Raw genomic sequence first — 14,355 nt, 5'->3', positions numbered from 1 at the left:
ATAGCTCCGCGCGCAACCACGGCCTTGTTTTGATCCAAGAATCGGGTTGCGTTCTCTCGTGCTCCGACTACACGATACTCGACAGACTCGTACGCGCAACTCGAATTAGCCGTATTCCTTGCCATAAATAAAAATCTGTCAACTAGAGGGGCGGCTACCGTCATTCTGAACCAATTCAGTTGGACCAATCCAGTTTTATATTTGTGCCTAAAGCCAATATTCTTTTGTATTGTGCTCGGCCTCACGGAACGGCCGAGGCCGCTTCGAGCCGAGCGGCCCTCACGCCAAGGGGCGCCTGCGCGGACCCGGAGCGGATCAATCCGAGACGACGGCCCAGGAAGGCTGTCGCTTTTGGAAGAAGGCGGTCAGCCCCTCCTGGACCTCCGGAGTCGTGATCAGGCGCAGGCTCAACTCGGCGAGCTCGGGGAGTTTGTCGAAGTTGTCCAGAAACCGCTGGTTGACGAGCTTTTTGACCTCGTGGTGCCCTTGCGGGGACCCCTTGATCAGGTTCTCCTTGACGCGCTCCAGCTCTCCCGCCACATCGTCCGTGGCGATTGTGACAAGCCCGATACGCTTCGCCTCCTGCGAGTCGAAACTCTCGCCGGTGAGGTAGTAGCGGCTGATCGCGCGATTGTCGACCCTGGGCAGGATGACCAGGGACACCGTGGTCGGCACAAAACCGAGACGCACCTCTGGCATGCCGAAATGCGCGTTCGGACCGGCGATCACGATGTCGGAGGCCGCCGCCAGCGCAACGCCCCCGCCGCGGGTCGCGCCGTCGATCGCCGAAACGACCGGCTTCGGCAGCTCGAGGATGGTCCGGAACAAGCTCGCGAGCTGCACGACCGCAGAATCGTCCTCCGTGGAGGACTCCCCAACCTTTGTGGCGCGGGTGAGGTCGGCGCCTGCCGAGAAAGCTCCATCACGATGGGTCAGCACCACCCCGCGCACAGACGGATCGTCCCCTGCCGCCTTCAAAGCGGCCTTGAGCTGCGCGATGAGCGGGAGCCCCAAAGCATTGCGGTTGTGCGGGGAGTCCAGCGTGATGGTCACGAAGCCGCGCGAGCGGACGACATCGATGAGGGGCTGCTCGCCAGTGGCGCTGTCGTGATTTTGACCATCAATTGCTGCCATAGAAAAGGCTCCTGAATCTCAATTCTGAAATAATTTGAAACAACCGTGTGCCCGCCGGAAACAATCGCGTGCCCGCCAGCGAGGCCGCCACGTCTGAGATTCTAATTTGGCGAACTTGTTCCCTCAAGAGATCTCGATTATTTCTGTCAGATCCCACATTTGAACTGGTTTCATATCCCGTACGATATAAAAACGGGCAGCAGAATACGTTTGATGCCCGTTTTCATATCCTTGAGGATATAAAAACGGGCATCAAAATATGTTGGACACTATGTTCCGTGGACGGCGCACTGGCGCTCGACCAAAAGCCCGGTGCGCGATGGTCCTTCAAACATTGCCCAACGAGGGGTCCGGAGTTTCTGGTCCCCCCTCGCGGACGCCCCTCCACTCGAACTCCTCGCGACGACGACGCACAAGATCGAGGAGCCGGGCGACAGCGACATCCGGCTCTCGCCGATGCACGGAGAAAACAGGCGCCGCTCCGACCCCCGCGTCTTCCTCCAGCGCAATGGTCAGCACCATGCCGTGGCCAAGGACCGCGGCGGGCTCGGGGACAAAACTGATACCAAGCCCCGCAGCTGTGTAGCTGACGATGCCGAGCAGATCGTCCGCGTGGACTCGGATGCGCGGCATGAATCCAGCGCGCTGACACGCTCCCACCACCTGGTGGTACAGCTCCGGCAATGTCCGGGGCGACGGCAGAACGAACTCCTCGTCGGCGAGTTCGGCGAGCCGGACCGACTTGGCTCCCGCAAGCCGGTGCCCCGGCGGCACGTCGACGCACAACCGCTCCTCGGCGCAAAGCCGGACCTCGATCCCATCTGCCTCCTCTGCCTTGCGCGGGGGCCTGCGAATGAACGCGACGTCCACAGCGCCAGAACGAACCTCGTCCAGAAGAGCGCTGCTGCGCCCTTGCCGCAGCTGGACGCGCAGCCCGGGAAGCTCTTCAGCGGCGAATCCCACCAATCGCGGCACGAACCAATACCCCAGGCCTGGGACGTACCCTATCCGGAGCTCCCCTTCGAGCCCTTTGGCGATCCGCCGCGCCCGCTCGACCGCGCCCGCTTGGCTCTCGAGCAACCGCCTCGCGTCCTCCGCGAACGCCTTGCCCGCAGCGGTGAGACGCACCTCTCGCGTGCTGCGCGCGAGAAGCTCGACCCCGATCCCCCGCTCCAACCGCCGCATCGCCTGGCTCAACGGCGGCTGGCTCATCGACAACCGCTCCGCAGCCCGCCCGAAGTGCTTCTCCTCCGCCAAAACGACGAACTGCTCCAACAACCTCGACGAGAAATCCATGTTCAGCAGCTTAACGAGCCTGGGGGAGAACTGCGGGAATCAGAGCTTCGACATCGGGACTCCCCCGATGAGCATCAGCTTCACCGTGCCCCCGCTGCCGAAATCGACGGTGACCGTGGCCGCCTGGCCGTGACCGCTGCTGGCGGTCACGGTGCCGAGGCCGTATTTGTCGTGGTTGACACGGTCGCCGACCTCGAAGCTCTCGTGGCGCAGGTTCGGCCTCGCCCGTGGGCCTCGCTCGACAGGCTGCTTCCGGAACGAGACCGCGCTATCAGCCCTCGGCGCGGACACCGAGCCGAAATCGCTGCGCGTGAAGCCCGCCCAGGTCTGGTCGGGCTCGCCGCGGCGCCAGGCGACCAGGTGCGGCGGGATCTCCAGCAAGAACCGGGACGGCGGATTGGTCATCGGCGAGCCCCGCAGCGTGCGGGTGATCGACCTGCTGGCATAGAGCCGCTCCCGCGCCCTGGTGATCCCGACGTACGCGAGCCTGCGCTCCTCGGCGAGCTCGACCGGGTCGCCGAGCGAGCGCAGATGCGGGAACTGCCCCTCCTCTAGCCCCGTCAGGAACACAACGGGGAACTCCAGTCCTTTCGCGGTGTGCAGCGTCATCAACGTGACCACGCCCGATTCGGAGCCGCCTTCGGGCAGCCGGTCCGAGTCCGCGACAAGCGAGACCTGTTCGAGGAACTCCCGCAGCTTGGCCATCCCTTGGTCGTCGTCCTCCTCGACGGGGAGGCCGACACGGATCTCGCCCGCCAGCCCGTCGGCGACGGCGCCGTCCTCCCGCCCCGCCACGAGCTCTCCGTACTCGACCGCGACCGAGACGAGCTCGTCGAGGTTCTCCAGCCGCGCGCCGTCCTGGGGGTCCGTGCTGTCGGCGAGCACAGCGCGATAGCCGCTGCGCTCCACCGTCTGCGCGACGAGCTCGCCCACTGTCAGACTTCCCGACGAGAGCTCGTCGCGCAGACCGGTGATCATCGCGACGAAATCCGCGACCGAGCGTTGGGACCGGGCCGCGAGCGCGGCGATCGTGCCGCCAGCCGCCGCCTGGCATGCCTCCCAGAAGGTCTTCCCCCGCGCGCCTGCCCACGCCGCGATCTGCGCCTGAGCCTTGTCGCCGAGCCCCCGGCGGGGCGTGTTGATGATCCGCGAGAGGCTGACCGCGTCCGACGGGTTCGCGATCACCCGCAGGTAGGCGATCACGTCGCGGACCTCTCTGCGGTCGTAGAAGCGCTGGCCGCCGACCACCCGGTACGGCACGGCGTGCCGGATGAACGCCTCCTCGAACACGCGCGACGCGTTGTTCGTGCGGTAGAAGACCGCGATGTCGCCGTGCTTGGCCCCCGACCGGACCAGCTCGGCGATCTCTGTCGCGACGAACCCGGCTTCGTCGTGCTCGTGGTCGGCGACGTATCCGGTGATCTGCTGCCCGTCGCCCGCCTCGGTCCACAACCGTTTCTCCCTGCGCCCCTGGTTGTGCGCGATGACCGCGTTCGCCGCGGAGAGGATGTTTTGCGTCGAGCGGTAGTTCTGCTCCAAGAGCACCGTGCGGGCATTGGGGAAATCGCGCTCGAACTCTTCGATGTTGCGGATCGTCGCGCCCCGGAACCGGTAGATGGACTGGTCCGAGTCGCCGACGACGGTCAAGGCGGACGTTTCCGCCCCGACCTGGGTCCCCGCGCCCGCGCCGACCAGCTCGCGGATCAGCACGTACTGGGCGTGGTTGGTGTCCTGGTACTCGTCCACGAGCACGTGGCGGAACCGCTCGCGCCACCGCCCGCCCGCCTCGGGGTCCGTCTGCAGCAGCTGCACCGCCCGCATGATCAGGTCGTCGAAGTCCATCGCGTTCGCCGAGGAGAGGCGTTCCTGATAGCGCCGGTACACCTGGCCGAGAATGAGGTCGAACGGGTCGTCCACGCCCTTCAGCGCCGCCTCGGGGGTGATGAGCTCGTTCTTGAGCTCGCCGATCTTGGCCGCCAGCATGCGCGGCGGGAACCGGTTCGTGTCGAGCTCCAACTCCTCCGCGACCATCGTGAGCAAGCGCTTGGAGTCGTCCGCGTCGTAGATGGTGAAGTTCCGGTCGAAGCCCGCAGCCTGCCCCGCCTCGGCGCGGAGCAAACGGGCGCAGGAGGAGTGGAACGTGGAGACCCACATCTCCCACATCCGGCCACCGACCAGTGCTCCGACCCGTTCCTTGAGCTCTCCTGCGGCCTTGTTGGTGAACGTGATCGCGAGGATTTCGCTCGGACGCGCCTGGCGCTCGGCCAGCAGCCACGCCACCCGCCTGGTGATGACCGAGGTTTTGCCCGAGCCCGCGCCAGCGATGATGCACAGCGGCGCGCCGAGATGCACGACGGCTTCGGCTTGCTGCGGGTTGAGGCCTTGGAGGATCTGCTCGGACGCGTTCATGAGGATATCGAGGTTACCGAGAATCGGCCCTTCCCGACGGCAGCCCGATCAGCGTTTCGCGAAAGTTTGTTCGAGATACCGCGTCCCGCTACGGCCTGCCGCCTGCCACGCTGGCGTTCCCCTGCGGGGTGGGCGGCGGAGCGCCCGGCTGGACGTGCGCCGACCTGTGGTTCGGCTCGCCGTCGCTGTCCTGCGCGTACTCGTCTGGGTTTGGGCCGACCCGCTGGTCCCCGCCTTGCGGGGTCGCGGCTTGATGGACGGTCCCGTTGCGGTCCACCCAGACATTGCCCTTCGGGGTGCTCACCAGCCCTCCGCCGATCGGGCACGGCGCGAACGCCTTTCCGTTGTCCCAATCGTGCATGAGCCCGTCCCCGGGGCAGTACCCCGGCGAGCCGGGCGGCCCCGCCTGAGCGGCCGAGGCCCACAACGGCGCGGCGACGACGCAGAGCGCCGACGCGGCCGCGCGAAAGAGTTTGCCGGGCATGATGCCTCCTGGTTCGAGATGCCAGCTTCCAGTCTACAGAAAAGCCCCGTGCGCGGCTCCGTCAGCCGAGGGCGCTCATGCCCCGCCAGGTCTCCCAGTCGTACGTCCAGTCGTAGATCTCGCCGTCCGAAGGAGAGAGCTGCACCGAGGTGCCGGTCACCTCGACCGGGTCGCCGTAGAGCGCCGTGCCGAAGTACTGCTGCGCGTTCTCTGTGGAGAGGTTGACGCATCCGTTCGACACGTTGGTCGAGCCTTGGTCCCCGATGGTGTTCGGGTTGGCGTGGATGAACTCGCCGTTGTTGGAGATCCGCACCGCGTAGCGCTCGTGGGCGTTGGTGTAGTACGGCGGGTTGGACATGTAGAAGTCCGCGTACTTCTCGGTCACCACGTGGATTCCGGTTCGGGTGGTGTTGCGGGTCTCGTTGCCCTCGCCGTAGCTGCAGGGGAAGTCCATGATCACCGCATCGCCCCGGTACACCTGCATCCGGTGCGAGGGCACGAAGCATTTCACGAGCTGATGGCGCGCGATGGTGAAGTCGCTGGTGAGGGTCTCCGTCCCGCAGTAGACGCCATCGCCGAAGTCCTCGGCGAACAGCGGCACCTCGAGATGCACCTTGGTGCCCGGCTCGAAGTACTCTTTCGAGCGCCAGTGCGCCTGCTCGCCGACCGCGTCGGGCAGCCACGCCCACGAGCCCTCCGTCGCGGGCTCGCAGCTCACCTTGAGCCGGTGCTCGATCGCGGCCTTGTTCTTGATCGGCGCGGAGAAGCGCAGGATGATCGGCGCGGCGACCCCGACCGGCTGCCCGTCGCCGATGTTCACGTTGACCTCGGCGACCTGTTTCGGCACGAGCGTCGCGAACGAGGAGAGGAACGGCTCAGGCGTGCCGTCCGGCGCCTTCGACTGGCCGGTGAAGAAGTATTTGCGGCTGAATTCGAGCGGCGCGCTGGTCTCGAAACTCGTGCCGTCCTGCCCGAGCTTGCCTTCGACGACCTTGCCGTCGTCGCTGATCAGATGGGCTTGCACCAGCGTCCCGCCGGTCGCCACGATCTTCGTCGCGCTCGACGGAATCACGTCTTTCGCGCCGTCCGCGGGCTCGAAGGCGAGCCCCGCCCTCGGATTCGCCCGCGTCGTCGGGGCCGAGGGCTTGCCGTTCTCGTCCGGGTGTCCGCACGAGAAAAACCCGGCGAACGCCGTCGCGCCGGTCAACGCGACGAGCGCGGCACGACGAGAGACCGGCGCGGCCTCCCAAGCCCGCGCGGCCTCGTCAGTCAATCTACGGAACTGTCCGTCCACGAATGAAAGGTTACCTTGTCGCGACGGTTCCGTGCTGCCATCGACACGAACGCGGCCCTATAGGCGACATCTGGCTGGCTGCGCAGCCTCCACTAGACTTCGTATGCGAGCACCGCGATATCCCGACCATCTCTGACGAAGGAGGCGAGATGCCCGACGAACAGCTCGACGAGCCTGGCAGCGCCGGACCAGCGGACCTCTCGCCCACGGATCCCGAAACCGGCGGCTTCGACCGGCGCGGGTTCCTGCGCGGCGCCGCTCTCGCCACCGCTGTCGCGGGAGCCGGGGCCGCGGCGTGCGCGTCGAAGCCGAACCCCTCGGCAGGCGGCTACCATGCCGCGAACTCCTCGGCCGGAGCCTCTGCCGCTTCGACGCCGAACACCCCGTCCGCCGCCTCCGGCGAGACCGACGCGCGGGGCTGGGCCGCGCACGACGCATCGGGGAGCCTCTCCCCGATCACGTTCAAGCGGCGCGCGGTCCGTCCCGACGACGTCCGGATCGATGTCAAATACACCGGGGTCTGCCATTCGGACGTCCACTTCGGGCACGCCGACTGGGGCACGCCGCCCTATCCCCTCGTGCCAGGGCACGAGATCGCCGGAGTCGTCGTCGAGGTCGGATCGGCGGTCGCCCGGTTCCGACCGGGCGACCAGGTCGCGGTCGGCACGGTGGTCGACTCCTGCGGGCACTGCGCGGAATGCGTCGGCGGGAACGAGGTCTACTGCCTCAACGGGTACACCCACACCTACGGGGCGAAGTCGCAGGACCCCGGCGGCTACACCCAGGGCGGCTATTCGAACAGCATCGTCGTGCGCGAGCACTACGTGCTCAAAGCGCCGCAAGGGCTCGACTTGGCACAACTGGCGCCGATGGCGTGCTCCGGAGTCACCGTGTACTCCCCGATGCGGGCCTGGGGCGTGCGCGAAGGATGGCGGGTCGGCGTTGTCGGGATCGGCGGCCTCGGCCATTTCGCGGTGCAGGTCGCGAAGAAGCTCGGAGCCGAGGTCGTCGCCTTCACCACCTCGCCCGACAAAGCCGCCGACGCCGAGCGGTTCGGCGCGGGCGCTGTGGTCGTGAACGAGGACAAAACGCAGATGGACGGCATGCGCAGGTCGTTCGACTTCATCCTCGACACCGTCCCCTACGCGCACAACCTCGAACCATATTTCCCGCTGATGAAGCGGCAGCGGGTGTTCTGCCGCGTCGGCCTCGGCAAGCTCGCCACGCCGAACGAGTGGGGGCAGATGTCGATCTTCGGCAACCAGGTCGTGATCGCCGCCTCGAACACCGGCGGGATCCGCGAGACCCAGGAGGCGATCGACTTCTGCGCCGCCAACAAGATCGGGCCGCAGACCCAGGTGATCGCGGCCGACCAGATCGGCGATATCTGGAAGAAGGTCGTCGACAAGCAAGCCCGCTACCGCTATGTGGTCGACGCGGCCACCATCAAAGGCTGACCCCGAGCAGGATCGGCTCCGGCTCGAGCAGCACGCCGAAGGTTTCGAGCACGCCCGCGCGGACCTGCTTGGCGAGTTCGACCACGTCGGCGGCGGTCCCTGTTCCCCGGTTCGTGATCGCAAGGGTGTGCTTGGTGGAGAGCCGGACCGGCGCCCCCTCGCCGGGGAAGCCCTTGGCGAAACCCGCCTGCTCGATGAGCCAGGCCGCCGAGAGCTTCACCGAGCCACTGTCCGGGTACCACGGCATGCGCTCGGGCCGCCGCTCGCTCGGGAACAGCCGCTCGGCCTCGGGCAGCGCCAGCACCGGGTTGACGAAGAACGAGCCGGTGCTCCACGTGTCGTGGTCGTCCGCGTCGAGCAGCATCCCCTTGCCCGCCCGCAATGCCAAGACGGCCTTGCGGACGTCCTGGACGGGCGCTCGCTCGCCTTCTCGGACCCCGACGGCGGCGGCCAGCTCGCGGTAGCGGATCGGCGCGGACAACCCGTCCGAGGCGAGCCTCAGGCGCAGGCCCAGCACGACCACGCACTCCTCGTGCCGGATCGCCGAAGAGCGGTAGCCGAGCCGAAGGCTTTCCGCCGTGGCCCATCGGCGCTCGCCGGTGCTCCAATTCCACAGTTCGGCCGCTTCCAGGCAGTCCGAGAGCTGCGCCCCGTACGCGCCGATGTTCTGCTTCACGCTCGCCCCGGCGTTGCCGGGGATCCCGGACAAGCACTCCAGGCCGCCGAGCCCCGATTCCACGGTGAAAGCGACAAGCTCGTCCCAGCCGATTCCCGCGTCCGCGAGCACCAAGCCGCCGTCCGAGTCCAGCGTGCTGGAGAGCCCCTCGCTCGTGACGCGCAGCACCGCGCCCGCCCAGCCTTGGTCGGCGGCGACGAGGTTGCTCCCGCCGCCGAGGTAGATCGTCGGCACCTGCGCGGACGCGAGCGCCTCCACGGCTCCGAACACGCTCTCCCGCGTGGGGCAGTCCACGAGCAGTCCGATCGGCCCGCCGACCCGCAGGGTTGTGAGCTGAGCGAACGTCGCGTCTTCACGCGTTTCGACGCCGAGGGCGGTCAATTCTTGGGGGAGGCGCACGCTTTCCATCACCTGACACGGTAGCCTGCCCTAGTGGCGACTCCCGTTGACTATTCCGCCGAGTTCTCTGTTGACTCGAAGCGACTGCATGATGTGCTCACCGACCAGGCCTACTGGTCGGACCGGATCAACGAGGTCGGAGGCGAGGGCGCGACGCTCGATTTCAGCCCGGACCCGGACGGCGAGCCGGTGGGCGAGGGCTGGTTCTCGGTCCGGTCCAGCCATGTCATCCCGGCGGAAGAGCTGCCCCCGATGATCGCGAAACTGCGCAGCGGCGATCTGGTCATCCACCGCAGCGAGCACTGGGGCCCCTTGGAAGACGGCAACGCCGTCGGCTGGTTCACCGTCAGCGTCCCCGGGACTCCCGCGCGCATCCGCGGCGACGGCGAGCTCGTCCCGAACGAGAACGGCTCCACGATCCGCTACAGCGGCGAGGTGAAGGTGAGCGTGCCCTTCCTCGGCGCGAAGCTCGAGTCCGGCCTCTCCGGCCAGGTCCTCGAACTCCTCGACAAAGAGCGGGACTTCACCACCACTTGGCTCGCCAAACACTGAACTGCGCGGCGCCTGGGCCTGCTATCGGCCAGCATCCGCACACTCGGAGCAGCAGTATGATGGTTGCTCATGGCACGCACTCTGCACCTTCCCGTCCGGTACCGGCATACGCCTGAGCGGGTCTTCGAGGGGCTTTCCAGCCAAGAGTTCTGGGAAGACCTCATGAAGCTCTGGCTGCAACTCACCGACAAGTCGGAAATCGCAAAGTTCGAGAAGACCGACGACTACGTCGAGATCGAGATCAAGCAGAAGCTTCCGCACGAGTACCTTCCGGCGATCGCCAAGTCGATCATGAAGGTGGACATGCACATCACCCGCAGGGAGAAGTTCCTGCGCCCCGGGCTCGCCGACGAAGAGGGGAACAACGGCAGCTTCTCCGCCTCCGTCCCTGCCGCGCCGGGCAGGTTCGGCGGCTCGCTCACGACGCGTGAAAGCGGCGTCGGCCTGATCGACAACGGCTCTGGCGGGACGCTCATCCGCCGGAGCATGAACATCCGGGTGTTCGTCCCGATCATCGGGCCCAAACTCGAGCAGCTCATCTTGGTGCACCTCAAAGAGCTCGTCCGAGGCGAGGCGGAGTACCTGTGCCAGTGGCTCTCGCCGCGCCCCCCTGCCTGGACCCAGGACGAGGTGGACGCCTTCTTCGAAGGATGGCGCCCGGACGAGGACGACCCCCGTGCGACCGCGCAGCGGATCGCCCAGAGCGCGGCCGACATCATCCAGACCTGGTGAGCCGATGAGCACCGTGCGCGTCGCGCTGGCGCAAATCCTCTCCGGCCCCGACCCCGCGGCCAATGCGGCGCTCGTCGAGGAAGCCGCGCGCGCCGCGAAGGCGCGCGGCGCGCAGCTCGTGGTCTTCCCCGAGGCCAGCATGCGCCGGTTCGGGGAGCCGCTCGCGCCGGTCGCCGAACCGGTGGACGGGCCGTGGGCGACCCGGATCCACGAGCTCGCCGCCGAGCTGGGCCTCGCCATCGTCGTCGGCATGTTTTCTCCTGCCGAGACTGGCGACAGCAGGGTCCGCAACACATTGCTCGCCACCGACGGGGCGCAACTCCGGCACTACGACAAGATCCATCTCTTCGACGCCCTGGGATTCGCCGAGTCGCGCACCGTCGAAGCGGGCGACGAGCTCGTCGTCATCGACATCGGCGCCGCGAAGATCGGGCTCACCACCTGTTACGACGTGCGCTTCCCGTGGCTGTACCAGGAGCTGGCCCGAAAAGGCGCGCAGATTCTGGTGGTCAGCGCCTCGTGGGGCTCAGGCCCGCGCAAAGTCGCGCAATGGCGCCTGCTCACCGCCGCCCGCGCACTGGACAGCACCTCCTTCGTCCTCGCCTGCGACCAGGCAGACCCTGGAGCAACAACAGGCCCGCAGCCGGGGAACGCCCCGACCGGAGTCGGGTTCAGCCGGGCAGTCTCGCCATTCGGCGACGTGCTCGAAGAGGCCGGCGCCGCGCCGGAGTTGCTCGTCGTCGACCTCGACCTCGGCCTTGTCGACCAGGCTCGGGCAGCACTCCCCGTCCTCAGCGGAAACGCTGTGGCACCGGTCCCCACAGCGAACACTGGTAAAGTGCGAAGGCGATGAGCGACTCGAACGATTCCGATCCGAAAGACCCGGCCGAAGGCACCCAGCACGAGGAAGCCGAGCGCCCTGTGGCCGGTTCGGCGGAGGAGCCGCCCACGGAGAAGCTGCCTGCCGCCGACGACGCCACGACCGTCTTGCCCGCCGTCGGGGAAGCAGCCGATGCCACCGCCGAACTCCCCGCGACGCGGCCGAGCGCCCCGGACGAGACGACCGAGCTGCCCATGGCCGAGCAGGAGGGCGTGGACTCCACCCAAGAGCTCCCCTCCCCCGTCCCAGCCGACTCCACCACGGTCTTGCCCTCGGTCGAGACGGCCGAGCTGCCCGCAGCTGCGGCAGCCGGAGCTGCCTCGGCGGACGAGCCGGGCGAAAAGCCCGAGCCGGGCGAAGACGGCAAGGCGGCCGGCGGGAGGCAGCCGAAACGCAAGCTGAAAACTATCGCGCTCGGCCTCGTGGTCGCGCTGCTGCTCGGGGTCGTCGGAGTGCTCGGCGGCGAGCTCGTCGCCCGGCACTTGCTCGGAGTCTGCGCCGACGAGGCCGCCGAGAACATCCTGCACACCAAGGTCGACGTCGACTACAACCACAGCAAATTCCTGCTTTCGAGCCTGCTCGACCACGAGATCCCGTATCTCACGGTCCGAGCGCAGAACGGGTCGGTGGACAAATTCGACCAGGACGGGACGGTCCAGCTCAAGGAGGCCATCAAAGGCCTGAACGTCTCGGCCCTGCTGGAGAATGTGCACGTCACGAAAGGCGGCGGTTCCGTCGGTCATATGACGACCAACGTCGTCTGGACCGAGGAAGGCATTCGCCAGACCCTGGCCAACCGGGATTTGAAGGACCCGAACCAGTCCGAGTCCCCCATCACCGCCGTCAACGCCGTCAAGCTCGACCAGGAGCACAACCAGTTCTCCATCGACGTGAACGGCAAGATCGGCGTGCTCCAGGCCCGTGCCGTCATCGTCATCCAGCCCGAGATCGACAAGCAGCACAACCTGCGCATCCGCGTCAAGAGCATCGACCTCCCCGACTTCCGCAAGATCGGGCTGGACGTGTCCGGCGTGGTGAACACCCTCGCCCGGCCCGCCATCGAGCAGGTCGCCAAGCGGGTCGCGAGCTACCCGATGGGGCTGAAGGCGAAATCTGTGCAGGTCAAGCCGGACTCGATCGTCTTCCAGTTCTACGCGGACAACGCCCCCCTGGTGAAGGGGACGAAGTGCTCCGCCCTTCGCTGGTTCGAGTGAGCACGCGACGAACGAGCAGGGTCCGCGAGAAGCGGTGGGGCAGCTCGCGCCCGAGGGACAGAGCTGGAGATCGCCGCTTCTGAGCGGCTTTTTAAGCGGGGAAGCCGTCGAGCACAGTCCTGGAGCCAGAGAGGCCGAGGCGGCGCGCGCCTGCCTCGATCAAGGCTCGGGCTTGCTCCGCCGTGCGGATCCCCCCGCTCGCCTTCACCAGCACCCGCGAGCTGACCGCTGCCGACATGAGCGACACAGCCGTGACGCTCGCCCCGCCCGCAGGGTGGAATCCCGTCGAGGTCTTCACGAACTCCGCTCCGCCGCGCTCGACCGCGCGCGAGGTCTCGGTCACCGCTTTCGCTCCGTCCGGGGCGTGGGCGAGCAGGGCCTCCGATTCGATGATGACCTTGAGCAGCGCGTCGCCGCATGCCGCGCGGACCGTCGCGACCTCCCGCTCCACCGCCTCGTAGTCCCCGACGAGCGGGTTGGAGAGGTCGATGACCATATCGATCTCTTGGGCTCCTTGCCGGGCGGCGAGCGCCGCCTCTGCTGCCTTCACCTCGGCGTGATGACGGCCGGAGGGAAAGCCGACGACAGTCACCAGCAGCAGCCCAACGGCTTGGACCGGCAGCACGGACGGGGAAAGGCACACGCCGAGCACCCCGAGCGACTGCGCCTCCGCCACCGTCGCCGCGACATGCTCGGGCAACGCCTCCGGCTTGAGCAGCGTGTGCTCGACCATCGCGGCGACGTCCGCGCGCCGCAGCTCGCTCATCGCCCCGCTCCCACAGTCGCGGCCGTTGTCTTCTCGGCGACTTCTCGCAAGAGCGCGTTGTACTGCTCTGTGGCCTCCAAGTTGATCATGTGACCGGAGCCCGGATAGACGACGAGCCGCTCCAACCACCCCGTCTGAGCGAGCGCCTCCGCCATCTCGTAGCTGTGCGCGATCGGCAGCAGACGGTCCTGCGCCCCCGCGACCACGACCGTGGGCACCGTCAAACTCTTCAAGCCCGCGAAGATGTCGGCCAAAGCCAACGCGTGGAACCACCCGCCCCGCGTCGCAGGCGGACACGTCAATGCCATCTTGGCCGTCAAATCCACGTCCGCGTCCCTCGCCTCGGCGCATAAGACGCTGTGCCGGACGAGGAGCCGAGCCGCCCACGACCTCCGGAGCAGCGGAAAGTCCAACGGCGCCGAAAATGCGGCGCTGATGACGGACACGCCTCGCTGGAGCATCGCCCCCTTCGCCGAGCCGAGCAACGCCAACGGCTGGATCTCGATCCTGCCGGGCAGGTCGCGCGCAGCTGTGCCGGTCAGCACCACCGCTTTCGCGCGTCGCGCCACCTCGTCGGGGTAACGCTCCGCCCAGGCCATAATGGTCATGCCGCCCATGCTGTGCCCCGCGACCACCGCTCGCTCGCCGTCGCGCAACGCATGGGCCAGCACTGCGGAGAGGTCGTCTGCGAGCAGGTCCATATGGAACGGGCCCTCCTTGCCCCCGCTCTGCCCGTGCCCGCGCTGGTCGTACGCGATCGTCCGGTACTCGCCCGAGAGCGCGTGCACTTGGGGAAGCCAAACTTCGGCGTTGCAGGTCCAGCCGTGGACGAACACCACGGGCGGCGCGTCCACGGGGCCATGCTCCACCACGCGCAGCTTCGCTCCGCCCGAGCTCTCCACCCATGACTCGCGGCCAGGCGTCCGGGGCGGGGCGAAGTCGGCCCGCGTCGCGGGCTTGACCGGCCACAGCAGGCTCCCCCCGACGACCGACGCGAGCGCGCCAACCGACGGGAGCGCGAAACGGACCAGACTGGACAAAGCGCTCATAGCAGCATTATGC

13 protein-coding genes are annotated in these 14,355 nt (G+C 67.4%); 5 read left to right on the top strand and 8 right to left on the bottom strand.

Annotated elements, in window-relative coordinates; translation table 11 throughout:
* Nucleotides 1-315 precede the first annotated feature (315 nt).
* The 5 genes from ACRC20_RS01050 to ACRC20_RS01030 all read right to left on the bottom strand — a co-directional run bounded on the left by ACRC20_RS01050 (nucleotide 316) and on the right by ACRC20_RS01030 (nucleotide 6,596).
* On the bottom strand, nucleotides 316-1,134 hold the full coding sequence (locus ACRC20_RS01050) for an enoyl-CoA hydratase family protein (RefSeq protein ID WP_438684460.1): 819 nt from the start codon (nucleotides 1,132-1,134) through the stop codon (nucleotides 316-318).
* A gap of 327 nt (nucleotides 1,135-1,461) precedes the next feature.
* Complete coding sequence (locus tag ACRC20_RS01045; RefSeq protein WP_438684459.1) at nucleotides 1,462-2,430, bottom strand: LysR family transcriptional regulator; 969 nt, start codon at nucleotides 2,428-2,430, stop codon at nucleotides 1,462-1,464.
* A gap of 39 nt (nucleotides 2,431-2,469) precedes the next feature.
* Complete coding sequence (locus ACRC20_RS01040; protein ID WP_438684458.1) at nucleotides 2,470-4,839, bottom strand: UvrD-helicase domain-containing protein; 2,370 nt, start codon at nucleotides 4,837-4,839, stop codon at nucleotides 2,470-2,472.
* Between the two features lie 88 nt (nucleotides 4,840-4,927).
* On the bottom strand, nucleotides 4,928-5,323 hold the full coding sequence (locus tag ACRC20_RS01035; RefSeq protein ID WP_438684457.1) for a hypothetical protein: 396 nt from the start codon (nucleotides 5,321-5,323) through the stop codon (nucleotides 4,928-4,930).
* A 61-nt stretch (nucleotides 5,324-5,384) separates the two neighbouring features.
* On the bottom strand, nucleotides 5,385-6,596 hold the full coding sequence (locus ACRC20_RS01030; protein ID WP_438684456.1) for an Ig-like domain-containing protein: 1,212 nt from the start codon (nucleotides 6,594-6,596) through the stop codon (nucleotides 5,385-5,387).
* 170 nt (nucleotides 6,597-6,766) lie between these two features.
* Here ACRC20_RS01030 and ACRC20_RS01025 point away from each other — a divergent pair, with 170 nt between their 5' ends.
* Nucleotides 6,767-8,074: an NAD(P)-dependent alcohol dehydrogenase gene (locus ACRC20_RS01025; protein WP_438684455.1), complete on the top strand. Its 1,308-nt coding sequence runs from the start codon at nucleotides 6,767-6,769 to the stop codon at nucleotides 8,072-8,074.
* On the opposite strand, the gene ACRC20_RS01020 is transcribed toward ACRC20_RS01025, so the two are convergent.
* Nucleotides 8,064-9,158 (bottom strand): UDP-N-acetylmuramate dehydrogenase, encoded by a 1,095-nt coding sequence (locus ACRC20_RS01020; protein WP_438684454.1) that lies wholly within the window; start codon nucleotides 9,156-9,158, stop codon nucleotides 8,064-8,066. The two genes, ACRC20_RS01025 and ACRC20_RS01020, sit on opposite strands and share 11 nt — an antisense overlap.
* A 24-nt stretch (nucleotides 9,159-9,182) precedes the next feature.
* On the opposite strand from ACRC20_RS01020, the gene ACRC20_RS01015 reads away from it, so the two are divergent.
* The 4 genes from ACRC20_RS01015 to ACRC20_RS01000 all read left to right on the top strand — a co-directional run bounded on the left by ACRC20_RS01015 (nucleotide 9,183) and on the right by ACRC20_RS01000 (nucleotide 12,527).
* Complete coding sequence (locus ACRC20_RS01015; RefSeq protein WP_438684453.1) at nucleotides 9,183-9,701, top strand: DUF2505 domain-containing protein; 519 nt, start codon at nucleotides 9,183-9,185, stop codon at nucleotides 9,699-9,701.
* Between the two features lie 69 nt (nucleotides 9,702-9,770).
* Nucleotides 9,771-10,433, top strand: a complete 663-nt coding sequence (locus ACRC20_RS01010) for a DUF2505 domain-containing protein (protein WP_438684452.1) — start codon at nucleotides 9,771-9,773, stop codon at nucleotides 10,431-10,433.
* Nucleotides 10,434-10,446: 13 nt separating this feature from the next.
* Nucleotides 10,447-11,286: a carbon-nitrogen hydrolase family protein gene (locus tag ACRC20_RS01005; protein WP_438684655.1), complete on the top strand. Its 840-nt coding sequence runs from the start codon at nucleotides 10,447-10,449 to the stop codon at nucleotides 11,284-11,286.
* On the top strand, nucleotides 11,283-12,527 hold the full coding sequence (locus ACRC20_RS01000; RefSeq protein ID WP_438684451.1) for an LmeA family phospholipid-binding protein: 1,245 nt from the start codon (nucleotides 11,283-11,285) through the stop codon (nucleotides 12,525-12,527). Before ACRC20_RS01005 ends, ACRC20_RS01000 begins: the two co-directional genes overlap by 4 nt.
* Nucleotides 12,528-12,618: 91 nt before the next feature.
* Here the strand turns inward: ACRC20_RS01000 and deoC are convergent, their stop codons facing one another.
* Together deoC and ACRC20_RS00990 are read right to left on the bottom strand one after the other, a co-directional pair.
* Nucleotides 12,619-13,293, bottom strand: coding sequence for a deoxyribose-phosphate aldolase (gene deoC, locus ACRC20_RS00995; RefSeq protein ID WP_438684450.1), 675 nt, complete (start codon nucleotides 13,291-13,293; stop codon nucleotides 12,619-12,621).
* Nucleotides 13,290-14,342 carry an alpha/beta fold hydrolase gene (locus tag ACRC20_RS00990; protein WP_438684449.1) on the bottom strand — a complete coding sequence of 351 codons (1,053 nt, stop codon included), beginning with the start codon at nucleotides 14,340-14,342 and terminating at the stop codon, nucleotides 13,290-13,292. The genes deoC and ACRC20_RS00990 overlap by 4 nt, the downstream gene beginning before the upstream one ends.
* Nucleotides 14,343-14,355 lie beyond the last annotated feature (13 nt).

The organism is Segniliparus sp. (assembly GCF_051660745.1).
Lineage (GTDB): Bacteria > Actinomycetota > Actinomycetes > Mycobacteriales > Mycobacteriaceae > Segniliparus.
The sequence above is the reverse complement of the archived record's forward strand: the minus strand, read 5'-3'. Positions and strand labels throughout refer to the sequence as shown.